21 protein-coding genes are annotated in these 26,054 nt (G+C 48.7%); 8 read left to right on the plus strand and 13 right to left on the minus strand.

The genetic code is table 11. The annotated features are described in order from the left end of the window. Window positions 1-72: 72 nt before the first annotated feature. The 4 genes from BGK46_RS05230 to hmpA form a co-directional block, all read right to left on the minus strand. The gene (locus tag BGK46_RS05230) at window positions 73-768 is read right to left on the minus strand and encodes a pirin family protein (RefSeq protein ID WP_069587519.1); all 696 of its coding nucleotides are present in this window, start codon (window positions 766-768) and stop codon (window positions 73-75) included. A gap of 152 nt (window positions 769-920) precedes the next feature. Then, a complete protein-coding gene (locus BGK46_RS05235; RefSeq protein ID WP_069587538.1) occupies window positions 921-2,789 on the minus strand; it encodes a DUF4105 domain-containing protein in 1,869 nt (622 codons plus the stop codon). Window positions 2,790-2,894: 105 nt separating this feature from the next. After that, on the minus strand, window positions 2,895-3,377 hold the full coding sequence (locus tag BGK46_RS05240; protein WP_069587520.1) for a DUF3015 domain-containing protein: 483 nt from the start codon (window positions 3,375-3,377) through the stop codon (window positions 2,895-2,897). A 184-nt stretch (window positions 3,378-3,561) separates the two neighbouring features. Next, window positions 3,562-4,746, minus strand: coding sequence for an NO-inducible flavohemoprotein (gene hmpA, locus BGK46_RS05245; protein ID WP_069587521.1), 1,185 nt, complete (start codon window positions 4,744-4,746; stop codon window positions 3,562-3,564). A gap of 108 nt (window positions 4,747-4,854) precedes the next feature. Here hmpA and nsrR point away from each other — a divergent pair, with 108 nt between their 5' ends. Continuing rightward, on the plus strand, window positions 4,855-5,280 hold the full coding sequence (nsrR, locus tag BGK46_RS05250; RefSeq protein ID WP_069360987.1) for a nitric oxide-sensing transcriptional repressor NsrR: 426 nt from the start codon (window positions 4,855-4,857) through the stop codon (window positions 5,278-5,280). 29 nt (window positions 5,281-5,309) lie between these two features. Next, the gene (locus BGK46_RS05255; protein WP_371440457.1) at window positions 5,310-7,121 is read left to right on the plus strand and encodes an ABC transporter transmembrane domain-containing protein; all 1,812 of its coding nucleotides are present in this window, start codon (window positions 5,310-5,312) and stop codon (window positions 7,119-7,121) included. Here BGK46_RS05255 and BGK46_RS17405 read toward each other — a convergent pair. Beyond that, the gene (locus tag BGK46_RS17405) at window positions 7,118-7,291 is read right to left on the minus strand and encodes a DUF6435 family protein (RefSeq protein ID WP_106406577.1); all 174 of its coding nucleotides are present in this window, start codon (window positions 7,289-7,291) and stop codon (window positions 7,118-7,120) included. The two genes, BGK46_RS05255 and BGK46_RS17405, sit on opposite strands and share 4 nt — an antisense overlap. A 292-nt stretch (window positions 7,292-7,583) precedes the next feature. Here BGK46_RS17405 and BGK46_RS05260 point away from each other — a divergent pair, with 292 nt between their 5' ends. Then, complete coding sequence (locus tag BGK46_RS05260) at window positions 7,584-7,949, plus strand: diacylglycerol kinase (RefSeq protein ID WP_069587523.1); 366 nt, start codon at window positions 7,584-7,586, stop codon at window positions 7,947-7,949. Next, window positions 7,946-9,598, plus strand: a complete 1,653-nt coding sequence (locus BGK46_RS05265; RefSeq protein ID WP_069587524.1) for a phosphoethanolamine transferase — start codon at window positions 7,946-7,948, stop codon at window positions 9,596-9,598. The genes BGK46_RS05260 and BGK46_RS05265 overlap by 4 nt, the downstream gene beginning before the upstream one ends. 86 nt (window positions 9,599-9,684) lie before the next feature. Here BGK46_RS05265 and BGK46_RS05270 read toward each other — a convergent pair whose 3' ends face one another. The 8 genes from BGK46_RS05270 to BGK46_RS05305 form a co-directional block, all read right to left on the minus strand. Further along, window positions 9,685-10,092, minus strand: coding sequence for a hypothetical protein (locus tag BGK46_RS05270; protein WP_069587525.1), 408 nt, complete (start codon window positions 10,090-10,092; stop codon window positions 9,685-9,687). A 112-nt stretch (window positions 10,093-10,204) separates the two neighbouring features. Then, complete coding sequence (locus BGK46_RS05275) at window positions 10,205-10,981, minus strand: substrate-binding periplasmic protein (protein ID WP_139130736.1); 777 nt, start codon at window positions 10,979-10,981, stop codon at window positions 10,205-10,207. A 224-nt stretch (window positions 10,982-11,205) separates the two neighbouring features. Continuing rightward, entirely contained in the window at window positions 11,206-11,943 is a 738-nt protein-coding gene (locus BGK46_RS05280) for a substrate-binding periplasmic protein (protein WP_069587527.1), read from the minus strand. Window positions 11,944-12,304: 361 nt separating this feature from the next. Then, window positions 12,305-13,084, minus strand: a complete 780-nt coding sequence (locus BGK46_RS05285; protein WP_084781285.1) for a substrate-binding periplasmic protein — start codon at window positions 13,082-13,084, stop codon at window positions 12,305-12,307. 217 nt (window positions 13,085-13,301) lie between these two features. After that, the gene (gene gcvP, locus BGK46_RS05290; RefSeq protein WP_069587528.1) at window positions 13,302-16,166 is read right to left on the minus strand and encodes an aminomethyl-transferring glycine dehydrogenase; all 2,865 of its coding nucleotides are present in this window, start codon (window positions 16,164-16,166) and stop codon (window positions 13,302-13,304) included. A 15-nt stretch (window positions 16,167-16,181) separates the two neighbouring features. Next, window positions 16,182-16,559 (minus strand): glycine cleavage system protein GcvH, encoded by a 378-nt coding sequence (gene gcvH / locus BGK46_RS05295; RefSeq protein WP_069587529.1) that lies wholly within the window; start codon window positions 16,557-16,559, stop codon window positions 16,182-16,184. 97 nt (window positions 16,560-16,656) lie between these two features. After that, window positions 16,657-17,955, minus strand: a complete 1,299-nt coding sequence (locus tag BGK46_RS05300; RefSeq protein WP_069587530.1) for a serine hydroxymethyltransferase — start codon at window positions 17,953-17,955, stop codon at window positions 16,657-16,659. Window positions 17,956-17,983: 28 nt separating this feature from the next. Next, complete coding sequence (locus BGK46_RS05305) at window positions 17,984-19,384, minus strand: L-serine ammonia-lyase (protein WP_069587531.1); 1,401 nt, start codon at window positions 19,382-19,384, stop codon at window positions 17,984-17,986. A 654-nt stretch (window positions 19,385-20,038) separates the two neighbouring features. Here BGK46_RS05305 and BGK46_RS05310 point away from each other — a divergent pair. The 4 genes from BGK46_RS05310 (at window position 20,039) to casA (ending at window position 26,004) form a co-directional block, all read left to right on the plus strand. Beyond that, window positions 20,039-20,641, plus strand: a complete 603-nt coding sequence (locus tag BGK46_RS05310) for a helix-turn-helix domain-containing protein (protein WP_069587532.1) — start codon at window positions 20,039-20,041, stop codon at window positions 20,639-20,641. Between the two features lie 80 nt (window positions 20,642-20,721). Continuing rightward, window positions 20,722-21,837, plus strand: a complete 1,116-nt coding sequence (gene gcvT, locus BGK46_RS05315; protein ID WP_069587533.1) for a glycine cleavage system aminomethyltransferase GcvT — start codon at window positions 20,722-20,724, stop codon at window positions 21,835-21,837. 199 nt (window positions 21,838-22,036) lie between these two features. Then, window positions 22,037-24,766: a CRISPR-associated helicase/endonuclease Cas3 gene (locus BGK46_RS05320; RefSeq protein WP_069587534.1), complete on the plus strand. Its 2,730-nt coding sequence runs from the start codon at window positions 22,037-22,039 to the stop codon at window positions 24,764-24,766. 20 nt (window positions 24,767-24,786) lie between these two features. Continuing rightward, window positions 24,787-26,004 carry a type I-E CRISPR-associated protein Cse1/CasA gene (gene casA / locus BGK46_RS05325; RefSeq protein WP_069587535.1) on the plus strand — a complete coding sequence of 406 codons (1,218 nt, stop codon included), beginning with the start codon at window positions 24,787-24,789 and terminating at the stop codon, window positions 26,002-26,004. Window positions 26,005-26,054: the final 50 nt, after the last annotated feature.

The following is a 26,054-nucleotide window of genomic DNA, read 5'->3' on the forward strand; positions in this document are numbered from 1 at the left end:
AAGAAAGGGCGCAGTGTACCCAGAATAAGGCCTGCGGCGCAAATAGGCCGGCAGGCCAGCTGAATCCGTGTGTTAGGGGAGATCAAACACCAGTGCTTGGCTGGTTTCGTTGCCCTTATTGCGGAAGGTTATATGATGGATATCTTCAATTTTTGCGCCATCGCCGGGGGCCAGAGATGTCGTTTCAACGTCGAGCGTGCCTGCGACCTGATGCACATAGGCATGGCGTCCAGCTTCCAATGGCAAGGTAACCGATTCACCGGGCGGTAGGATCAGCTGTAGCAAGCGCGCATCTTGTTTGATGTGTAAGGTGCCATCTTCCCCAGTCGGGGTCGCGATAACGGTAAAGCCAGCCTGCTTACCAAAATCTTTTTGCTGATAGCCCGGCTCTCCGCCTTGCTCATTGGGCTCAATCCAGATTTGCAGAAAGCGTAAAGCTTGGCTTGACGAGGCATTATACTCGCTATGATAAATACCGCGCCCCGCCGACATCAGCTGGAACTCGCCAGCCGGTAGGGTTTGTCGGTTGCCTTGACTGTCTTTGTGCTCTATTTCCCCTTCCAGCACCAGACTGATGATTTCCATATCACGGTGTCCGTGGGTATCAAAGCCTGCGGCAGGCGAGACGATATCATCATTGATCACACGCAGTGCAGAGAAACCCATGTGATGGGGATCGTAATAGCTACCAAATGAAAAAGTATGGCGGCTTTGTAGCCAGCCAAAGTTGGCCTGACCGCGCTCGCTGGCATGACGTACTGTGATCATAATGCTTCTCCTCACTGATTCGATGTTGAACAGCGGTGACACTGAACAATAGGTGCAGTGTAGAAACAAAAACGCCGTGCGAACACGGCGTAAGATTGAGCATCTTGTTCTAAAAAGCTGAATGATTCTGGTGAGAGCGGTAAGCGATTAAGCTAAAAGTAAAAGTAGCTAGTAATATGGCCACTCATCTCTTCGCTTTCCCAATGCTGATAACGTGCTTTACTACGGATAGACCAATCCGAAGTAACACGCCAGTTCCATGTCATATCCACTTGTGAATGTGACAGCGAATCACGATTAAGTAGGGGGAGATATTGGGCTTGTAAACCGAGGCGGTGGTCATCAGCAAGCTGCCAAAGCAAGCCAGATTCAATCCCTGTTGCAATATTTAGCTGGTCATCACTGGCATCGCCATGTGAGAGTGCCGTGGACCACAGAGCGTAAGCATGGAGACCATCGGCCTCGCCCCAAGACTGACCGATGCCGCCTTGCACAAACCAACGACTGGACGGCTCTCGCGCAGTAGGTAGGCGATCAAAGCCCGCGCGGATATTCCACGACAGGCTAGAAAAAACCGGCTTTTTCGGGGCGATTGTCATGGCATCGATCAGATAGAGATTATCTAGCTGTGTCTTGCCGTCTTCATCATGACTCATTGCCACATCGACAAAACTGATTTGTGCGCCGGGGACAAAGCCATCTTGAGGATCCAGTAAATCATGATAAGCTGCGCGCCATTCGAGTGTTAACGCATCTGGACGATGCTTTGATACCCTTGCGCCAATTCCTACGCGTGTAGAGCCGTGTCCTTTGTCCGGTGCGACACTGGTATTAGCGACGGGTTCAAATGGAGAGACGGCGCTAACTTGGCTCCGTAATGCAAGTAGCTTAGTGAGACGTTGTGCATAAGGGTCCCGAGGAAGCCCTTGATCATAGAAATCAAAATTGAGCCATTCGTACGCAAATTCATAAATAGCTGCCAGCTGCTCCGCACTATATTGTTTGTGGTCAGGAAAATCGCCATTTTTTGCTTTTTGTGCTGCTTCAAACACGATTGGAGACGTCTGCTGCGACATATTTAACAATCTAGTGCCAAATGACGCGCGGAAGTTGGGCCTTTCAATCAAATCATTATTGGCGAGCGTTTTAACCGTATCTGAAGGAATGGCTTGAAAAGGAAAGTCACTGACTAGTCGCAACTCTTCGCGAGCCAGCTGTAGCAAGGCAAGTAGTTGGTATGAGCAGTTTTCATCGAGAAAGTAGTAATCGAATGTTGCGCGCTGCATTTCCCATAAGTGCAGGAGTACCCGGTTAACCTCTTGTTCGGAGAGGTTAAGGGCATACTCCCAAATATCGCGAGACTCAATGTCATTGTACTCTCGGACCTTACGGTAATAAGGCATGACGGTAAACTGTCCCGGATAGGCGCCAAACAGGCCTTTTGCGGCATATAAAGCAGCGTTATCACTTTCGTTTGGCTCGGCAGCAAAGTTGACGGCGAAGGCGACTAATTCTTTGTTTCTGGTCTGATCCTTGGCATCAATGCGTAGCAGGGTATGGCCGAACATGGATGACGGGTTATTCATAAATGCTGTTGGGAACACTAGCGTCATGGCTTCAGGATCAAGCACCTTTTCCCAGCGTTCAAGTTCGGGACAATCGAGTGTGGCAGTACGTCCTGCTTGAGATTCGAGCCACGTATATCGTGCTGGATAACGGCACTGTGTAGCCTGTGCAACAGCAGTGTCGGCATGGTAAAGCGCGTCAATGGTCGCTGTGAGCTCTTGCTTTGGCTGCGTCTTTCCGTGAGGAGAAAGGAAGAAGGTTTGAGAATCGATCGTACTCTCATAACCAGAAAATGTCTGGGGTAAATAGTGGCCAAGTTTTAGCCAATACGTGTGCTTAGCTAAATTGGGAATGTCAAAGTCACTTTTCTCGGCAAACGTAGGCGCGCTAAACAAACAGAGAATAATGAGACTAATAGAGGAAGATAGAGAGGCGAAAGCGTTGAGAAGTCTCATATCAGTACAACGAGTTATATATGAAAACATGAAAGTGCCCGAGTAGGGCACTTTCGTACTCTATCCTAACCAAGGTGGGAGAGGATATTATCAGCGTTTCATCACTTAGATTTTATACGCTGCAAGCTGTTCATTTTGTGCAACAACCGTGTTCAGGTTGGTCAGTACTTCCTGTGAAGTCACTTGCTCAGACGTCACGATTGACGCAAAGTTTTGCTTAGCAACGTCGTTAAATGCCGCTTTGTCTGCATCATTGATGCCCCAAACTTCAGAAAGCGTTGCCAAGGTTTCACCTTCACCACGAGCGATATCACGCGCTAGGTTGTCCATATTTCCGTCGATGAACATAGCCAATTTCTGCTGTGAATCAATGGTGCCAGTACCGTCACAACCCAATGTACCAAAGGTAATACCAAAGGTTTGGTTACCAGAGGTGCCGTTAGTGGTGGCGCCAAGAACTTTATAAACTTTGCCTTGTTGGCCGTCAAATACCATTGTACCCAGACCACAACCGATATCAGAGTCTGCCATTGCAGCGCCAGAAAGAGGAAGAGTCGCAAGAGCAGCGATTGCAATTAGTTTTTTCATGGTAATCCTTTTGATTAAAAATGTAGGCATTCAGCGTTGCTCCCCATCCCCGTTCTCAAATGTGAGAATAATAGACAGAGTAACGCCAAAAATTTAGTCTGACGATTCTATTGATTGTTTTGTATAATTTCAACTACACCCAATAAACTTGGGGGTAGCCACCCAAAAATAGAAAAAAAACGCACTACAAGGTTTTATGTGGCCCAAAGCACTCATAGTGGAACTGTTCGTCAGGCACGCCAAGTTCGCAAAGTTGTGTTTGAATATGGCGCATAAAGCCAACTGGGCCGCAGAGATATACCTGCACCGTGGCGAGACTGAACGTATCGCTCAACGCAGTGAGATCCATCCATCCGGTATGATCAAAGTCTTGTTCAAGCGTATCTGAGGGTTGAGGTTGGTTATACCAAATGTGCGTCTGAATATGCGCGTACTGACGGGTGAGAGTGCGAACTGGATGATTGAAAGCATGCAGTTTGCCGTTCTCGGTAGCATGCAGCCAAGTGACAGGTGCGTTGTGCTCGGTAAGGCTTTCCAGCATCGCCAACATTGGCGTTGCGCCCACCCCGCCAGAAATTAATACCACGGGCGTATCCTGATCCACGTTCAGTGTGAGATCGCCGGCCGGTGGGGTGAGCATCACAGTACCACCAACGGCTAATTCATCATGTAAGTAATTAGAGACCTGACCTTGTGGCTCCCGTTTTACCGAGATCTGATAATGCTGGCCGTTCGGCGCGTGTGACAAACTGTATTGGCGAATTTCTTGATGTTCAAAGCCAGTATGATTGACCACAATGCCAATGTATTGCCCGGCCGTAAAAGGCGCGACGGGCTGACCGTCTTGAGGGGCAAATACAAAACTGGTGACCTGTTCACTCTCGGGGCGTTTTTCAATCAAAGTAAATGCTCGCTGCCCTTGCCAGCCACCAACTTGGGCGTGGCTATCGTCATAAAGCTGCCGCTCTTTGGCGATAAAAACATCCGCGAGCACTTGGTAGGCTTCAGCCCACGCATCGAGCACGGCTTGTCCCGGCGAAAGTAGTTCATCAATGGTGGCCAATAAATGCTGACCGACAATCGGATAGTGCTCGGCTTGGACCAGCAAACTCGTGTGTTTGTGAGCGATTTTCTCTACCGCGCCCAGTAAAGTGGGCAAGTTGTCTATGTTTTGTGCATAGGCACAAATCGCGTTAAACAGTGCTTCCCGCTGATCGCCATTTTTCTGATGGCGGAGGTTAAAAATGTCCTTTAACTCGGGGTGATGGTGGAATAGCCTTTGGTAAAAGTGGCTTGTCAGCTTAGGGCCAGTTTCGGCGAGCACAGGGGCAGTTAATTTAACAATATCAATGGTTTGTTGGCTTAACATTAGCGTCTCTATAAACATATATATTCAATGCATGTTTTAAGTTGTATCTCAAATATATCTTTTAATCAATAGAAGAATTACAATTTGACCAAGCAGCAAGAGGCGCACATGCAACTAACCAGCTTTACAGATTACGGACTTCGCACCCTGATTTTTCTGGCCTCCTTGCCAGAGGGTGAGCTCACCAACATTACCGAGGTGACACGCTTGTTTGGTGTGTCGCGCAATCATATGGTGAAAGTCATCAACCGTTTAGGGCAGTTGGGATATATTCAAACGGTGCGTGGGAAGAACGGGGGAATTCGTCTACTGCAAGCACCGACCGCGATTACGGTGGGGCAAGTGGTGCGCGATCTTGAACCGTTGGAGCTCGTCAATTGCTCAGTTGAGTTTTGTCATATCACCCCAGCGTGCCGTTTAAAAGAGCGTTTAGCGAAAGCCAAGCAAGCCTTTTTAGAGGAGTTAGATGCATGCACCATCGATGCGCTTATCAACGACAATCGCGAGTTAATGATCCTGCTCACTCGCCCCTAAATGTGCAAGGGCAGCACTAAGTAGAGCTTATGGCTAATTCCGCTTCAACGCGCGCCGTCTCGATGCCATCTGCTTCAAGTCGCAACAGTAAAAATCTGACTGTTCTGTGGGAACTCATCGCGTTTATTCGCCCTTATCGCTGGCAAGTGAGCGCGGCATTGCTGGCCTTGGTGTTTACCGCGTCATTGACGCTCTCGGTCGGACACGGCGTTCGCCTGTTGATCGACCAAGGCTTTGCACAGCAATCACTGGTTGAGCTGGGTAATGCGGTACAGTTTATTTTGCTGATCACGGTATTGATCGCGATCGGTACCTTTTTCCGGTTCTATCTGGTGTCATCGGTGGGTGAACGGGTCAGTGCCGATATTCGCCAAGCGGTGTTTGATCATGTGATTGGCCTACATCCGAGCTATTTTGAAACCCACGGCAGTGGCGAAATCATGTCGCGGATCACCACAGATACCAGCTTGCTGCAAAACATCATCGGCTCCTCCTTCTCCATGGCAATGCGCAGTGCACTGATGTGTGTGGGCGCCATCATCATGCTGTTTGCCACCAATATTAAACTGACCTTGATTGTGCTGGCCTCCGTGCCTTTTATTTTGGTGCCAATACTTATCTATGGTCGTCGTGTGCGGGTGTTATCGCGGCAAAGCCAAGATTCGATGGCGGATGTAGGCAGCTACGCCGGTGAAGCCATCACAAACATTAAAACCGTGCAAAGCTTCGCGGTAGAAGATCACGCCAAAGCCGCATTTGGTCAAGAGGTGGAGCGTGCCTATCAGATCGGACGCGAGCGCGTCAAACAACGAGCCATTCTTATTTCCGGCGTGATCGTGATTGTGTTCAGCGCCATTACTGGCATGTTATGGGTCGGCGGTCGCGATGTGATTCAAGGCAGCATGTCGGCAGGCGATTTGGGTGCCTTTGTGTTTTTTGCCATCATGGTTGCCTCTTCGATGGCTACCTTGTCGGAAGTGATGGGGGAGTTGCAGCGTGCAGCAGGCGCGACGGAGCGCTTGGTGGAACTGTTGCACGTGCAAAGCCATATTCGCACTCCCGCCACCTCGCCGAGTGTCGATGCTCAATCATTAAGCAACGATATTCGTTTTGAAGCGGTACATTTTCATTATCCCACGCGTCCTCATCAAGCTGCGATTGATGCGTTGAACCTTGTGATTCAGCCCGGTGAAGTCGTCGCTTTAGTCGGACCGTCGGGAGCGGGGAAAACTACCGTATTTGAATTACTACAACGCTTTTATGATCCGCAGTCAGGTGCGATTAGGCTGGGCGGGCAAGATATTCGTCGCTTATCCCCGCAAGCGTTGCGCCAACAAATGGCACTGGTGCCACAACAACCCGCTCTGTTTAGCGATGATGTAATAGGCAATATTCGCTACGGCAGGCCAGGCGCCAGTGAGCACGCCGTCAAAGAGACGGCGATTCAAGCGCATGCCGATGGGTTTATTCAGCAATTACCGGACGGCTACAACAGCTTTTTAGGTGAGCGAGGCGTACGGCTTTCGGGTGGGCAAAGGCAGCGAATTGCGATTGCCCGCGCAATTCTCAAGGATCCACGAATTTTATTGCTCGATGAAGCCACCAGCGCACTTGATAGCGAAAGTGAATATGCGGTGCAGCAAGGCTTGGCGGCTTTAATGCGTGACCGCACTACCTTGATTATCGCTCACCGCTTATCGACCATTCAGCATGCTGACCGCATTGTCGTGATGGATCAAGGCAAGCTTGTTGATGTAGGCAGCCATACCGACCTGCTGGCACGCTGCCCTCTGTACCAACGCTTAGTAAAACGGCAGTTTAGCCATGTCTCAAATGGCTAAGCGTTGTTTTCCAATTCTTTGATTTGTTGGTCAATCTTTTCTGCTTCTTCGGTGAGCAATGAATATCCACGAATATCGCCGTTGCGCTGCGCCTGAAAGGCTTGTTGCTGCTTAGCTTCGTACTGTTTTTTAAGCTTTTTAACCGGATTTGGCTTTAAAAATGAGAGCATGTCGCGTCCTAATTTGAGGGTTACGGCTATGATTACGATCTAACCTCATCTTTGGATGACAGCGACTTTGCACTGAATACTTATTGTATCTACTTACTATTGTTGAGTGAGTCTGGCTAGATTAATAGATATATTGCCCGTTTATTTAGATGAAATGATGTTGTTCATATTGCTCGCCAACTCTCACTATTATCGACAAACGATGACACAGCCATACAAAGTATGGACAGAGTTTTTAAACGCCTTCCTATATATTCAAGCGCTTCTCAAATAACCAGACAGTAAAAATAACATGAAACCAGGAAAAACCGGCATTTATCGAATGATAGATGCGACAGGTTATTCAGTGATGGGGTTAAAGTCGGCGTGGAAGTCTGAAGCGGCATTTCGGCAAGAAAGTGTGATTGCTTTTGTTCTTATGATCACAGCCTACTTTATTCCAGTCACCTCGACCGAGCGCATTTTAATGGTAGCGAGTTTAGGGCTTGTCCTTATTGTTGAGTTAGTAAACTCAGCCATTGAGGCCGCGATCGATCGTATCGGTGATGAGTGGCACGTAGTCAGTAAGAAGGCAAAGGATATTGGTTCATCTGCCGTGTTTGTTGCAATTTTTCTCGCCCTGTTTGTGTGGGTGTCATGTGCGGTAAATATAAAATGAGAAAAAGTTATAATAATAAAAGCGGCATAAGCATCACGATGTTTACTGCATTGGCTGCGATCTATTTTTCCGTTGTGATGAATGTTCCCTTTTATAAAGAATTGCAAAGTATTTTTTTATCACTTGAAGAGGTGAAGTCGGGCTTTGTTATTTCTATCCCTCTGTTCTTATTCTTTGCTTTAAATATTGTTTTTTCGTTATTTTCTTGGCCGAGAATAACTAAACCCTTTTTTGTTATTTTAGTGATCCTCTCAAGCATGGTATGTTACGCTGAGTACAATTATGGTGTCATGTTTGATAAAGATATGATAACTAATATTGTCGAAACAGATGCCGGAGAGGCAAGCGCATATTTAAGTTTTTATGCACTTGTTTGGGTGCTGGCCATTGGTGTGACTCCCGCTATTTTTATAATGCGCTGCACCATCCAGCCAGCCGGAAAAGTGTGGCTGCCTCTATTACGGGATAAGCTAATATCCATCACTGTATCGGTAATTTCGCTTGCGATTATATTTGTTTTTTACTATCAAGACTATGCATCCGTAGGAAGAAACAATAGCTACCTTAGAAAATTGATTATACCGACACAATATGTCTATAGTCTCTCTGGTTATGTGAAAGAGCAATACTTTTCGTCGCCGATACCTTACGTAAAGCTGGGCGAAGATGCGAAGCAATCAGACTTAGCGATTCATCAGTCATTGGATAAGCCTAGTGTATTTATCTTCGTTGTTGGTGAAACCGCACGTGCTCAAAACTATCAGGTCAACGGTTATGGTAGAAAAACCAACCCTTATACCGCTGAGCAGGGTGTTATTTCATTTCTGGATGTTGCTTCATGTGGCACGGCAACGGCAATTTCCGTTCCTTGTATGTTTTCAAATTTATCACATCATACATTTGATCGTGATATCGCTGAACATCAAGATAATGTACTTGATGTATTAAAACGCGCTGGGGTTGATGTGCTTTGGAAAGACAATGATGGTGGTGATAAAGGTGTGGCTAAAAATGTAAAATATATAGAGGTCGATAGGCGTGGAAATAATAAGCTCTGTAATGGTAGTACATGCTACGACATGAGTCTTGTTGAAAGTATTGGTAAAGATATCGACGAGATGAAAGGTAATCGTATGATATTTTTACATCTTATTGGCAGCCATGGCCCCACGTATTTTCAGCGTTATCCCAAAGAGATGGCGTATTTCCAGCCTGACTGTGCGCGCTCAGATATTGAAAACTGCAAAACAGAAAATATTATCAACAGCTACGACAACACCATCCGCTATACGGACTATGTGTTGAGCAAAGTGATTGAAACATTAAAAGAGAAAAGTGATCAGTATAACACCGCGATGATGTATGTCTCTGATCATGGTGAATCATTGGGTGAGAATGGTGTTTACTTGCATGGCCTTCCTTATCGTTTCGCCCCTGATTACCAGAAGAAAGTGCCGTTGATGGTATGGCTCTCCGATGGTTTTAAGCAAGCCAAGTCTATCAACGCCTCGTGTTTGCGTGAAAAGGCGATGGAGGCAGGCCATTACTCTCACGATAATATCTTTCATTCGTTACTCGGCGTGATGGACATAGAAACACGTGTCTATCAGCCCGATAATGACATATTTTCTTCATGCCGGATGCAATAGCCGAATGAGACATCATTCGTAAAAGAGGGCGAGCCTTGATAAGGCTCGCCGATGTGCATGGCTTGGCGTGATGAGAATAGGCTTATCTAAAACGAGTAGGTTACGCCCAGTGCGCCACCAAGTTGCAATTCTGGACCGCCGTGGAAATTGACCTCTGGGTGCACTTGGCCATAAGCACTGATCTGTTTGTTGATGGCCCAATCGAGTCCAATCGGCAAACGCACGCCATAGTCGTCATCCCACTCGGCCCAGCCACCGGCGCCCACATACCAATCAACCGGGATATCGGGATTATCAAAAGTGCCGTGTTGAAAAAGGTAATCAAATGCGGTGCCGCCATTGCCGAGGGTAAATCGATAGTGATCGTCGACTTCTAGGACAGCGCTCAGTTGTTGGTCAACGGCAAGTCCTGCCGAGATATTGGTTTTTTCTTTCGCCATCGCTTGAGCCGTGAGACTCACTGCAAGTAGAAGACCGAGAGCGATAGGTTTCATAGTGTGCCTTAAAACTGCTTGTTCATATGGCACAGAATGTAGCGGTGTCAGCAGAACAATCTGTCAAGCGTATGTCAGCCGCTTCTAAAACCTTGTGCAGGAATGTCAGCGATTAATCATTAAAAAAGTCATCAATGATCGCTTGGTACTCTCCGGTGGCTTTCATATCTGCTAACGCGTGATCAAATTGGTCGCGCAGAGCTGATAGCCCTTGCACTTTAGAAAAGGCAATGTAACTGGGGGTGTCTTCAATCGGATGGGGGTTGATCTCGACAATACCTTTCATATTCAGCTGACTAATCAGTGCGCGTGCACCAAAATGGTTACTGAGCCACAAGCGAGATCGGCCACTTTCCAACATCCGAAGGCACTGTGGCGCGCGAGTCAGGCGGAAAACCTGATCGAATTGATTTTGCGCCAAGGCAGCATCCATTCGACTGCCGTAGCTGACTTGATTGATCACGCAGACGGAGTAAGCGCTAAAATTGAACGATTGAATAGCCTCTTCAGAGATACTGACATCGGGGCGATGAACAAATCGGATCCCTTGCTGAAATAAAACCTGCTCAGAGTAATCGAGAAAGGCCTCGCGCTCTGACGTTTTGAATATGGTGAATATACCATCCGCTAGGCCGGTTCGGACTTGGTAGAGTGCTCGCGCCCATGGCAGCACTTCAATCTCGACATCGTAGCCCAGCTTGGCGAAGGTTCGACTGACCACCCGCACCGCCACACCATCTAGAGAGCCATCCGAGGTTTGAATATAGGGAGGGTATTCTAACGTGACCAAGCGCACGGTTGACGTAGTAGCATGGACCATTCCGGCCATTCCCAACAGCAGTACCATCAACAGCACGCGTACAACAGGGCGTCGACATAAACTCAGCAAGGCTTAATCACTCTCAGTAAACTGGTGCATTGCCTTAAGTTTAGCCAGCGAGCAGTAGGACGGGGGAAATTTTTGCTGAGCGAGGCATTGCGGAGAGCGGGATTAGCCAAGGCTGGCACTGCAGGCTGTTGAATCGCAATAGTGGAGATATGGATCAATAAAAAACGCGAGCCGAGCGGCTCGCCATTAACATCACTATTTATTATCTAAATTCAGGGAATAACTTATTTCCAGTCTTGAACACCGTATCTAGATAAGATCTCATCTAGCTCGCCGTTTTTACGCAATAATTTAATCCCATCGTCTAATGCTTGTACAATATCTTTTGAATCAGGGTTATTTGGACCACAGGCAATATATAAGTATGCTTCACCAAGTAAACCAGCTGGCACGATACTATCAGTAAGATTCATTTCCTTTAATTTGCTGCCCATCACTACGGTAGACTCTGTAATCAAGTCGATTCTTTTTGCTAAAAGTTTTCTTATGTTTTTTTCTAGAGCATCATTCCCCGCTAAGGGCACACTATTTCTATCAAGCCAAGCATCTACTTCTTCATCATAGTAATATCCCAATATGGTTCCAACTCTCTGATTCGATAAAGAGGATAAATCAATATATTGGAAATCATCATCTCTATTTTTATAAAATGCGGCTTGAAATAGACCGTATGGTTCTTTACCAAAAACAAAACCAGGAGCATCTAAATCCCCAGCGCCGACGATACAATGAATACTATTCGCCCTCGCACTTTTAATAGCTCTTTCCCAAGGCATAATTCGATACTCAAGCGTTAATCCTTTATCTTTCAATGCCAATTCAGCGATTTCTATCATAAAACCAGGGTTATCCGCTTTTGGGTCTCCATTCATTGGGTACCATTCGTCACCGGCAACTATGATGGTTTTAGATAACGCACTTAAGGAATAAAAAAAGATCGCCAGAAATAATAATATTTTCATTAGTTAATCCACGATGCCTTAATAAATTTTTCCTTATTATGTATAGTAGATGATGGCATTATAATCAAATCGGGTATGCGACATCTAAAGTTTTGCTGGCATTGTTGCTTAATTGATGGAATTAAATCAAGACGCTACGATCTGAAAGGCTACATCTATTAATGTAGTAGCCAACTAAAGCCGGCCGCGGTTTCAGCAACGGTGCAGTGTTGGTCGACGGCAAGATCCTCCGAGAGAGATAGATTTCATAGTGTGTCTTAAAACTGCCTTTTCAGATTGTACAGAGTGCAGCGGTGCTCGGAGAACAATCGGTTAAGCGTTTTTCATCCGCTTCTAAAACCTTGTGCAGGAATGTCAGCGATTAATCATTAAAAAAGTCATCAACGATGGCTTGATATTCTCCGGTCGCTTTCATGTCTGCTAATGCGTGATCAAATTGGTCACGCAGAGTTGAGAGTTCTTTTGCTTTAGAAAACGCAATGTAACTGGGGGTATCTTCGATAGGATGAGGATTGATCGTGACCATATCCTTCATATTGAGCTGGTTAATCAGGGCGCGTGCCCCAAAATAGTTGCTGATCCACAAGCGTGCGCGGCCACTTTCCAACATCCGAAGGCACTGTGGTGCAAGCGTTAGACGCAAAACCTGATCGAATTGATTTTGTGCCAAGGCAGTATCTATTCGGCTGCCGTAACTGAATTGGTTGATCACGCAGACGGAGGAGTAAGCGCCAAAATCGAACGATTGAATGGCGTCTTCAAAGATTCTGACATTGGAGCGGTGAACTACTCGGATCTCTTGTTGGAATAATACCTGCTGAGAATAATCGAGAAAGGTTTCACGCTCTGACGTTTTGAAAATGGTGAATATACCGTCCGCTAGGCCGGTTCGGACTTTATAGAGTGCTCGCGCCCATGGCAGCACTTCAATCTCGACATCGTAGCCCAGCTTTGAGAAGGCTCGACTGACCACCCGCACCGCTACACCATCCACTGAACCATCCGCTGTTTGAATATAAGGTGGATATTCTTGCGTGACTAAACGTACGGTTGACGTAGTAGCATGAACCATTCCGGTCATTCCGAACAGCAGTACCATCAATAGCAAGCGTACAGTAGGACGTCGACATAAATTCAGCAAAGCCTAATCCCTCCCAGTACCATGGCGGATTGCCTTCATTTTAGCCTACAAGTATAAGGCGGGGGAAAATTTCGCTGAGTAAGGTGTTGCGGAGAGCGATATTAGACGAGGCTGCCACTATAGGTTGTTGAACCCCAATGATGGATAGCACTCAACAATAACAAAGGCGAACCGAGCGGCTCGCCTTTAAAATCACTATTGCCGAAAGCGGAGTCGATTACTCATCCATATAGCTTTCAATGCTAGGGCAAGAGCAAATCAGGTTGCGGTCACCGTAGACGTTATCGACACGGTTGACTGATGGCCAGTATTTGCTTGCCTTGTTATGGGCAGATGGGAAGCAAGCCAACTCACGTGAATAGGCGTGAGACCATTCGTCAGCCATCAGATCTGCTTGGGTGTGGGGCGCATTGACCAATGGGTTGTCTTCCAGCGTCCACTCACCGTCTTGCACCTTGGCAATTTCCTCGCGGATGGCAATCATGGCATCACAGAAGCGATCCAATTCCTCTTGGCTTTCACTTTCGGTCGGCTCAACCATTAGGGTGCCCGCGACCGGGAACGACATGGTCGGCGCGTGGAAGCCATAATCCATCAAGCGTTTGGCGATGTCTTCTTCGCTGATGCCGGATGCCTCTTTGAGCGGACGAATGTCGATAATACATTCGTGTGCAATGCGTCCGTTTTTGCCGCGATAAAGCACGGGGTAGTAGGGACGCAAACGCTCCATCACATAGTTGGCACCGAGAATCGCCAACTCGGTCGCGCGCGTCAGGCCTTGTTCACCCATCATGGCGATGTACGCCCATGAAATAGGAAGAATCGAGGCGCTACCCATAGGTGCAGCCGAGACGGCAAATTCGTCGCCTTGCTCGACATGGCCGGGAAGGAAAGGCGCAAGGTGCGATTTCACGCCAATCGGTCCCATGCCTGGGCCGCCGCCACCGTGGGGAATACAGAAGGTTTTGTGCAGGTTGAGGTGCGAGACGTCTGAGCCAATGTAGCCCGGCGTTGTCAGCCCTACTTGCGCATTCATGTTGGCGCCATCCAAGTAAACTTGGCCGCCAGCCTCGTGCACCAGCTCGCACACTTGCTGCACGGTTTCTTCGTACACACCATGTGTCGATGGGTAGGTGATCATAATGCACGAGAGCGCATCGCGGTGTTTATCGATCTTGGCTTTCAGATCGTCAATGTCGATGTTGCCGTCGTTATCACAGCCAACGACAACCACTTTCATTGAGACCATGGCCGCGGAGGCAGGATTGGTGCCGTGCGCGGAGCTTGGGATCAAGCACACATTGCGGTGACTGTCACCACGGCTTTCATGGTAGCGCTGAATCGCGATTAAGCCCGCATACTCCCCTTGCGCGCCTGAGTTGGGCTGCATGGAGATCTCGTCGTAGCCGGTGATTTCACACAGCATGTCACGCAGTGATTTGCCCAGTGTTTGATAGCCTTTGGCTTGCTCCAATGGCACAAACGGGTGCAGGGCGCCAAACTCTGGCCAAGTGACAGGGATCATCTCGGCCGCGGCGTTTAGCTTCATGGTACAGCTGCCCAGCGGGATCATGCCGTGGGTAAGGGAGAAGTCTTTGTTTTCCAACGCCTTCATATAGCGCATTAGCTTGGTTTCACTGTGATAGCGGTTAAAGACGGGGTGCGTTAGGTACGCGCTACTACGGCGGCATGCGGCAGGGATCGCGGCAAATTCATCGGCTTCAATATCGCTCGCCAAGGCTTCCGCATTGCCTTGACCGGTAAGCGCGGTAAGTAATTGATTGACTTCTGTCAGCGTGCTCGCTTCATCAAAGCTCACGCCGAGCTGGCCATCCAGTTTACGCAGATTAAAACCGGCATCTTGCGCTTGTTGGTACAAGGCATCGGTTTGCTCGCCTGTGTTGAGCGTGACGGTATCAAAGAAGCTGTCGTGAGTAAGGCTCAATCCCGCCGCTTGTAACGATTTGGCAAACAACGCGGTGAGATGATGCACACGGCGGGCAATTTTCTTTAAGCCTTCTGGACCGTGATATACCGCATAAAAAGCAGCCATGTTGGCGAGCAACGCTTGGGCGGTACAAATATTGGAGGTCGCTTTTTCACGGCGAATATGTTGCTCGCGCGTTTGCATCGCCATGCGCAGGGCTTGGTTGCCTTTGCTATCGACCGATACGCCAATCACACGGCCTGGCATGGTGCGCTTGAGCTTGTCACGCGTGGCCATAAAGGCGGCGTGTGGGCCACCGTAACCCATAGGTACACCAAAGCGTTGTGCTGAGCCAATCACCACATCCGCGCCCATTTCACCCGGTGCTTTGAGCAAGGTGAGTGAAAGTAGATCGGTAGCGACCGCAACCAGTGTCTTCTTGCTTTGTGCGTCTGCAATAAGTGCGCTGAGATCGCGTACTTCACCGGTGGTGCCAGGATACTGGAGCAGGGCGCCAAATACGTCGTACTGATTCAGCGTGTCGGTGTCATCAACAATGATGTCATAGCCTAAGAAGTTGGCGCGCGTTTTAATCACATCCAAGGTTTGCGGGTGCACATCGCTGGCAACAAAAAAGGCGTTGCCTTTGTGCTTGCCGCCACGCTTACACAGGGTCATGGCTTCGGCGGCTGCGGTGGCTTCGTCGAGCAGCGATGCGTTGGCCAAATCCATCCCCGTTAAGTCCATCACCATTTGCTGGAAGTTCAGCAATGACTCTAATCGGCCTTGCGAGATCTCGGGCTGATAGGGGGTATAAGCCGTGTACCAGCCCGGGTTTTCCAACACATTGCGTAAAATAGGCGGTGGAGTATGCGTGTGGTAGTAGCCTTGGCCGATCAGGCTGCGCTTAATGGTGTTTTGCGCGGCAATGTTGCTAAGTTCGGCCAGCATCTGGGTTTCGCTTTTGGGCGCACTCAGGTTTAGCGGTTTTGGCAAGCGAATGTCAGCAGGGACAGTTTCTTCAATTAAGTGCTCAAGGCTGGTGGCATTAATCGCCGCCAGCATCGCATTTTGCTGATTGGTATCGGGACCATTGTGGCGCGCGATAAAATCATTATCGGCCACTAGGCTATCGAGTAAACGAGTTTGCGTCATGGTATTCGTCCTGAATTAGTCTTCAATCGTTGCCGCGTAAGCGTCTGCATCCATCAAGTGATCCAAATTGGTATCGTCAGCCAGCTTAATTTTGGCAATCCAGCCACCTTCAAAGGGTGCTTCGTTGACCAGCTCTGGACTATCTTCCAAATCTTCATTGATAGCGACGACTTCACCATCCACGGGGGCATAGATGTCAGACGCGGCTTTCACTGATTCCACCAAAGAGAAGCTCTCACCTTGTTCAGTACTGTCGCCAACCTCGGGTAGATCGACAAACACGACATCACCAAGCAGTTCTTGGGCATGATCAGTGATCCCCATAGTGACAGTGCCATCGCCATTTTCTTTAACCCACTCATGGCTTTTCGAAAACTTCAGTGTCGCGTCCATTTGTTACTCTCCTGCTTTAAATACGAGCTGCTCAAACAATGAGCGATTTACAATGTAAAATGAGGTGGCGTTGGTGACGCCAGCTCTTAAATTCAATTTATTGGCGATACAGGGGGAAACGTGCGCAAAGTTGCTGCACGTCTTTACGCACGCGTGCCTCGATGTCGGCGTTGCCTTCTGGCGCCTCGACGAGGGCATCCAACACATCGCCTATCCATTCGCCGATTTGACGAAATTCATCGGTGCCGAAACCGCGGCTAGTGCCGGCTGGGGTGCCGAGACGAATGCCGGAGGTGATCATGGGCTTTTCGGTATCAAAGGGAATGCCGTTTTTGTTACAGGTGATCCCAGCACGCTCAAGTGCTTGCTCAGTTTGATTGCCCTTTAAGCCTTTCGGGCGCAAATCAACCAGCATCAAGTGGGTATCGGTGCCGCCGGTAACAATGTCGCAGCCACGGACTTGGAGCACTTCCGCGAGCGCTTTGGCGTTAGCAACCACTTGATCAATATATAGTTTAAACTCAGGCTCTAATGCCTCACCCAATGCAACGGCTTTAGCCGCAATCACGTGCATCAGCGGGCCGCCTTGCAGACCGGGGAACACCGCTGAGTTGATCTTTTTGTTGATATCTTCGTGATTGGTGAGGATCATGCCACCGCGCGGGCCACGCAGGGTTTTATGGGTAGTGGTAGTGACCACATGCGCATGCGGCAATGGCGAGGGATGGGCGCCAGTGGCAACCAAGCCAGCGATATGCGCCATATCAACCATCAGGTACGCGCCTACTTCATCGGCAATGGCGCGGAAACGGGCGAAATCGATATGGCGAGGGATCGCGCTGCCGCCGGCGATAATCATCTTGGGTTGATGCTCTCGAGCCAGCACAGCGACTTCATCGTAATCAATTTCTAGACTGTCTTTGCTCACGCCGTACTGCACAGCATTAAACCATTTACCGGACAGAGCAGGGCGCGCGCCATGAGTGAGGTGGCCGCCAGCATCGAGCGACATACCTAAAATGGTGTCACCGGGTTGCAGTAGCGCCAGCATTACCGCGCCGTTGGCTTGTGCGCCCGAGTGCGGCTGCACATTGACATACTCGCAGTTAAACAGTTGTTTGGCACGGGCTTGAGCGATGGCTTCGACTTCGTCAACGTGCTCGCAGCCGCCATAATAGCGGCGGCCCGGATAACCTTCGGCGTATTTATTGGTTAAGCAGGTACCTTGCGCTTGCATCACGGCTTGCGAAACGATGTTTTCTGACGCAATCAATTCGATTTGTTGCTGCTGGCGTTTATGTTCCGCGTTAATCGCGGCCATCACGGCACCGTCTGATTCAGACAAGTTGGTTGAGAAGAATTGCTCAAGTTCCACGTTTGGGTAGCTGGGTTTCATTGCTTCATCCTTGTTGACTGGCCGTGGCTTAGCAGGCCACCACATTAATTGGGATCACATTGGTAGCAAGGCCGCCTTGCGAGGTTTCCTTGTACTTGCTCATCATGTCGAGCCCTGTTTCGTGCATGGTTTTTATCACGCTATCGAGTGACACATGGTGTTCACCATCACCGCCCAATGCGAGGCGGGTTGCGTTAATCGCCTTCACTGCACCCATAGTGTTGCGTTCGATGCAGGGCACCTGCACCAAGCCATTAATGGGATCGCAAGTGAGCCCTAGGTTGTGCTCCATGCCGATCTCTGCTGCGTTTTCAATCTGCGCATTGGTGCCTCCCATGGCAGCAGCGAGCCCCGCTGCTGCCATGGAACAGGCTACTCCAATTTCTCCTTGGCAACCCACCTCGGCCGCCGAAATCGACGCGTTAGTTTTATACAACGAACCAATGGCAGCAGAGGTCGCCAAAAAGGTACGAATACCTTCTGGATTGTTGGGAGAGACAAATTTGTCGTAATACGCCAACACCGCTGGGATCACACCTGCTGCGCCATTGGTCGGCGCGGTAACCACTCGGCCACCGGCGGCATTTTCTTCGTTGACTGCCATGGCAAACAGATTGACCCAATCATTGCTGTCTGTCGGTAATCCATGCGCTTGTTTGTCATGAATGGCGTCGTACATCCCTTTAGCGCGTCGCTTAATATTTAAACCGCCGGGTAAGACGCCGCCTTGTTGAATACCGCGGTCGATGCACTCGCGCATCACTTGCCAAATATGATCGAGCCCTTGATTGACGGTACCCCGCGTCGCACTGGGGGCGGTATACTGAGCTTGGGCAATTTCATTGGTAAACATCAGCTCACTGATTGTCATGCCCGTTTTTTCGCATTGCTCAAGTAACTCTGCCGCACTTTTGAACGGATAGGGGGGCGTAAAGTCGGAGGCCAGCGCATCCGTTTCACCTTCTTCCACCACAAATCCACCGCCAACCGAAAAATAGGTTTTTCGTGCCAAGCATTTGTCTTTTTTGTCATAAACACTGACGGTCATGCCATTGGGATGGGCGGGTAACACCTGATCGTAGTGAAACACCAAATCCGCATCCCAACTAAACGGGACATAATGACTACCAGCAAAGGGCAGTTCGCCGCCGTTTTTAACCATTTTGGTCATGGTTTCAATGTCGTCTGATTCGATGGTGGCGGGCATTTCGCCCATTAGCCCCATCACACACGCGACGTCCGTGGCGTGGCCCTTTCCGGTTAACGCCAAGGAGCCGTATAAATCGACGCTCACGCGATGAATCGCATCGAGCGAGAGTGTTTGGATCGCGAATTGTGAAAAGCGTGCGCAGGCCAACATTGGCCCAACGGTGTGCGAGCTGGAGGGTCCGACACCGACTTTAAACAGGTCAAACATGCTGTGACTCATGGCATGTCTCCTACACAGGTAAGGTATGTATTGTTATTCGTAGATGTCTTTGTAGACACCTTGCATTGCTCACTCATCAGCAGTGCTACCTACAGTTTATATCCTTGCCACAGTACGCTAGCTGAAACGGGTCGCTGCAAGCGGCGAGGGTGACAACTAAGGACACGCTCTGATGATGATTTAAACATTTTGTTAACGTACCTAAGCCATAACTTTTCCGCAAAATAAATTTCCAATAGGAAACCTATGTTGTGATCGCGATGACAGAACGACCTCCTGCAGTGCGATCGACTTCTCAACGCAAACGTTTGCCTTTTTATCCTAAGCTGAGGTAAATTGCAAACAGCGTCAGGTGTCTCATTATCATTTTTTGTACAGTAATGCCCTGACAGCTTGTCATTTATGGACTTTTCTTCTCAAGCGTATTGTCGGCGATCCCATTGGTTCGCGAATTTGAGAGGAACGAGGCGATTGCACCTTGTCCAATAGGACTATATTTCCAATAGGAAACTTTTTTGTTAAAAGTGTTAACTATGCCGATGCCGTTCGAGGGTGGGATGTGTCAGAATGCGGCGTTAATAGAGTTAACAATGTCAGCGCGGAGGCAGCCCAACGGTGTCAACAAACCATTTAACACAGGATGTGTATCCCTCAATGCAGGTAGAAAAAGCGCAAATGGATGATGAACAACGTGCGCCAATTGCGCCGTTGCGGTTGGGCCCAAGATTAAAGACGATTCGGGTTGGCTTAGGGCTGACGCTCGAAGAAGCAAGTCAACGCACGGGATTAGCGCGTTCGACCTTATCAAAGATAGAGAATGAGCAAATCTCCCCGACCTTCCAAGCGATGCAAAAACTTGCTCACGGCCTAGACATTGACGTGCCTCAGTTGTTTGCGCCACCCAAAAAACGGCAAGCAACAGGGCGCCGTGATATCACACGAGCCGGTCAGGGTAAGGCGCATCCAACCGGTACCTACGAACACGAGCTACTGGCAACGCAACTGAGCAACAAGAAAATGATGCCATTTAAATCGCGTGTCCGTGCTCGCGCTTTTGAAGATTACAGTGACTGGATCCGTCACGACGGTGAAGAGTTCTTGCTGGTGTTGGAAGGCAGCATTCGCTTTTACTCCGAGTTTTATGAAGCGATCACCCTCAATGAGGGAGATAGTGTTTATTACGATGCCACGATGGGACACATGTTGGCATCGGTCAGTGAGGATGACGCACTCATCTTGTGGGTGACCGCATCTTAACGCAATGTCACGAAAACCGGCGACGCATCGTCGAGTAGCATTACTTTTTATCGCCATTTAGGCAGAACATGGAGTGAACAATGGCAGAGTTACTAACGACCCCACTACACGCATTACACATTGAGATGGGCGCAAAGATGGTTCCCTTTGCTGGCTATGATATGCCCGTTCAATATGCGCTCGGTGTTCGCAAAGAGCATCTCCATTGCCGCGAACACGCAGGTCTGTTTGATGTATCGCATATGGGGCAGGTTCGTCTCGAAGGAAAGGATGCAGCCAACGCGCTAGAAGCCTTAGTGCCTGTTGATGTCATTGATTTACCGGCAGGAAAACAACGTTATGGCGTGTTTACCAATGCACAAGGCGGTATTTTGGATGACCTCATGATTGCCAACCTAGGTGATCATCTCTTTCTGGTCGTCAACGCCGCCTGCAAAGCACAGGACATTCAGCACCTGCGCGATAACTTGAAAGGGGATGTGACCGTCGAGGTGCTTGACGATCGCGCCTTACTGGCACTTCAAGGCCCGAAGGCGGCGCAAGTGCTGGCGACATTCAACCCGGAGGTTAATGACATGGTGTTCATGGATATTCAACCTGTTGAGATTAATGGCATTTACTGCGTGGTGAGTCGTTCCGGTTACACCGGTGAAGATGGGTTTGAGATTTCGGTGCCGGCGGAGCACGCAGAATCGCTCGCCAAAGCGCTGCTTGCCAATGACGACGTGGAATGGGTTGGCCTAGGTGCACGTGATTCACTGCGTTTAGAATGTGGTTTATGCCTGTATGGTCATGATTTGGATACCACCACCACGCCGATCGAAGCGAGCCTTATTTGGGCGATCAGTAAGGTACGTCGTGCGGAGGGTGAGCGCGCCGGAGGCTTCCCCGGTGAGGCGAAAATTCTCGAGCAGATTGCCACTAAAGCGGTCAGCCGTAAGCGAATTGGTCTCTTGGGCCAAAGCAAAGCGCCTGTGCGTGAAGGCAGCAAGTTGTTCGATGCCAACGATAACGAAATTGGTATCGTGACCAGTGGTACCTTTGGTCCCACTAAAGGCATGCCGGTTGCGATGGCGTATGTGTCACCGGAATTTACCGCGGTGGGCACGGAGGTGTTTGCCGAAGTACGTGGTAAAAAGCTGCCCATGACCGTCGAGAAAATGCCCTTTGTACCTCAGCGGTATTATCGCGGCTAAATGCTTGCTACTTATATAGACGGCACAGATTACCTATTAATAATGATGAATAGGTATTCGATGTGCCGTCTTCATTTTTCATGAGACTTTACTGCGGCTGTTTCGATTCGTTCCTAACTCACATAACTCATATGGCCAAATTGCTGGCTGGATATGCCTATGTTAGCGTTTTAAAAAGCATAGGACTTGGGTATGGGTTGTGGATAACGAAAAGCCTTATTTTTCCTATTGGGGAAAGGCCAGTGCTGACATAGGAAGCGGGGATACTTATCACCAGCTGGCCTATCACTGTTTGGACGTAGCGGCCGTTAGCTATCACCTCCTTCATAAAGACCGGCCGCTCACGAAAGCCATTGCGGAATTTCTCGAACTCTCTCCGGAACAGCTACGAACCCTATGGTGTTTCATGATATCGCTTCATGACTTAGGCAAGTATGCGTCCGCATTTCAGGAACTGAACCTCAGTGTTTCCGCTGCCCTATTAAACCCTCGAAGTAAAAAAGAATATGACGGGCGAGAATACCGACATGACAGGCTAGGATATTATTTCTGGCAGCAGAATAAGACTGAGATAGCTCAAGCTATTTGTGGTCAGTCGGTCACTTCAATGGATGATGAAATAGCCATCTATGAAGCAGTTGACGTGCTGGCGCAATGTGTATTGGGACATCACGGTCAGCCAATCAATCGGCAAATGCCGCCATGGATTAAGTCTTTTACAGAAGTGCGTAACCATGATGCGGTGATAGCATTTATTGCCGATGTGAGTGAACTGTTTCAGCCGCAAATTAATATTGAGATATTGTCGTCTGCTGATTGGCGAACGCGACTTGAACAAGTGAGCTGGCAACTAGCAGGGCTGGCCGTACTGGCGGACTGGATGGGTTCAGATACTCACTTTTTTCCCTACGTCTCTCAGCCTCAACCGCTTGAACAGTATTGGCATTGTGCGCTGGCGTGTGCCGAACAAGCATTAAGCCATACCGACTTATCTCGCACACCGACAGTGACACCTTTTGGTGCCTTTTCCGATATCTTCCCCTTTTCCCCAACACCTTTGCAGGCTTGGGCGGCGTCGGTAGAAATCAACGACCAACCTCAGCTGTTTATCTTAGAAGATATGACAGGGGCAGGGAAGACTGAAGCCGCGCTCACACTCACACATCGACTCATGGCCGCAGGCGCGGCCGATGGTTTTTATTTTGGCTTGCCGACCATGGCGACATCCAATGCCATGTTTGATCGAGTCGCCGATCACTATACGCAAATGGTGAAACTTGGTGAGGGAGAACAAGCCAGTATTACGCTGGCACACGGTGCCCGTGATATGAATGACCGATTTCGAGAAATGGTGCACACCACAGGTACGGTAGATAGCAACTATCACCAGCGTGATGCAACCGTGACGGCACAATGTAATGCTTGGCTTGCGGATTCGCGCAAAAAAGCGTTGTTGGCACCTGTTGGCGTGGGCACCATTGATCAAGCGTTGCTCGCTGTTCTGCCTCGTCGGCACCAATCTTTGCGCTTGCTGGGGTTAAACCGAAAGATCCTGATTTTTGATGAAATCCACGCAGCGGATGAATATATGCTCGCCTTGTTGGAAAGCTTATTATCATTGCATCTGCATCAGGGCGGCTCGGTTATATTGTTAACGGCTACCTTATCTCAGCAACAACGGCAACGCTTATGTCAAGTTTGGCAGCAAGCCGCCGGTTTAGCTCCTGTGATGCCGAGTCAGGATCACTTCCCTTTAGCTACCCACGTGGCGATTGATAAAGCTCCAGCGCTGAAAGAAACCGCTATTTCTCGGCAAGCTAAACAAAAACGTGCGGTTGCAGTAGATATGCTCACTCAGTTTGATGACTGTTTAGCAACGGTGTTGACGGCGGTTGCTAAAGGGCAATGCGTGGTTTGGATAAGAAATACCGTGGATGATGCACGTGAAGCGTATGAAACGTTACTGAGCGGGCTTGAACAGCCAGACAGGTGCCATTTATTTCATAGCCGATTTATCTTAGCCGATCGAAAAAATATTGAGAAAACCGTTCTCGACAATTTTGGAAAAAGCAGTTCGCAATCAGAGCGTCAAGGTCGTGTATTAGTTGCGACTCAAGTTTTTCAAGAGAGCTTAGATGCTGACGCTGATGTGATGATATCCGATATTTGTCCGATTGATGACTTGATCCAACGCGCGGGACGTTTGCACCGTCATAAAAGAAACAAACAAGGTGCCTATATTGCGCAAGGTGACGACGAACGCGATCCTCCCGTTCTCTATATTCATGCTCCCTCTTGGGAAAACGAGCCGAAAGCCGACTGGCTAAGTCGTCACTTTCAACCCACGCAATTTGTTTATCGCTCACCTGGACGACTTTGGTTGGGGCTTAGAAAACTACGCCAATTAGGCGAAATCTGCATGCCAACGCATGCACGTGAATTGGTTGAAGCAGTTTACAGTGATGAAGCACTAGCACAAATTCCAACCGCGCTCCAACCTATGGAAGAAGAGTATTTGGGGAAAACATACAGTATTGGCGCGAGAGCACAGTCGCAATGTATTGATTGGCAATATGGTTATTGTGATCGCAGTGCAGACTATTGGTTTGATGATGAAACAGATATTAGTACCCGCTATAACGACATAGAAACCGTGGACGTTTTGCTGGTTAACGAACAAGCAGGTGAACTAGTGCCAATAGCAAAAGACAATCGATTTGCAGTGGCGCTGAGTACGGTCAAGCTGTCAAAAAGAAAGTACGCCGAACAACTTGCGCCTTTGCCCGAGCGGCTTGAGCCTGCATTGACAAAGTTGATCGAGCAACACCCTCATGTGAAATATATGAAAATCTGGTTGCCCGAAAACGATTCTCGTTTTGCTTATAGCGAGGAAAAAGGATTTTACGAGCAGCCACAGGAGGCGACATGAATTTAATTCAAGACCCATGATTGGATTATATCCATCGTAATGGCGACATTAAGAAACGGCCGATTACTGCGATATGTGATCCCGACGTCGTAGATTTTTCACTACCAAGAGCAGATTTTTATGGCGCAGCGTATCAGTTTGCTATTGGCTTATTACAAACCGCGTTTGCGCCAAAAGATTTGTCACAATGGCACCATTACTTTAAAACGCCACCGGCCGATGTTGTTTTGGAAGAGGCGTTTAATCAGGTCAGTCACGCCTTTAATGTGGATGGAGAGGGTCCCTTGTTTATGCAGGATTTTGATCCGCTCGAGGATGCACCATCGACCACGGTCTCAGGGCTATTGATAGAAGCGCCTGGCGCAAACGGCATAAAGAATAATACCGATCATTTTATCAAGCGGGGTATTGGCCAAGTGTTGTCCCTCGACATGGCAGCATTGGCTTTGTTTACATTGCAAATCAATGCACCTGCTGGTGGGTCTGGACATCGTGTCGGTTTGCGTGGTGGCGGACCGCTAACAACGTTAGTGATGCCAGTAACAAGCGAGGCCAGTCTGTGGGAAAAGCTTTGGCTTAATATTATTAATAAAGATTTTTGGCGGTATCCACCGCCCAATTTTACAGATGGTTCCGTTTTCCCGTGGCTTGCTCCTACGCAGACAAGTGAGAAAAAGGGCAGTGAAGTTTATGCCAATGCTGTTCATCCGTTACATGTTTATTGGGCGATGCCAAGACGTATCCGCCTAGAAGTTGAACATCGTGACGCAGAGTGTCAATTACTAGGTCAACAGGTTGAGCAAGTCGTTAACTATTACCGGACGCAAAACTATGGGGCCAATTATGATGGAGAATGGTCTCATCCTCTAACACCATATCGGTTTAACCCCCAAAAGCCTGAAGAACCCCCTTTTTCGGTTAAAGCGCAACCTGGTGGTATCACCTATAAAATTTGGGACACGTTAACACTACGTAGTGACGTCCAAGGCTATAAATGTGCAAAAGTGATTTCTCACTATTACGCTCTAAGTCAAAGGCACGGAAAGTTATTAGGTTACAGTCCACGTCTCAAAGCTTTCGGTTATGACATGGATAATATGAAAGCGAGAGGATGGTATAACAGCGAATTGCCTTTATTTGCTTTTAGCGAAGAGCAGCAAGAGGATGTGCTAACAGCAGTAAACACACTGCAAGATTTATCGGTCAAAAGGGCGTTGTTGATCAAATCATTCACCTAACGCACTGATCCCAATGGGGTTGCCCCCATCAATCAACTCGGTAACTAACA

This window comes from Salinivibrio sp. SS2 (assembly GCF_001722075.1).
Classification (GTDB): domain Bacteria; phylum Pseudomonadota; class Gammaproteobacteria; order Enterobacterales; family Vibrionaceae; genus Salinivibrio; species Salinivibrio proteolyticus.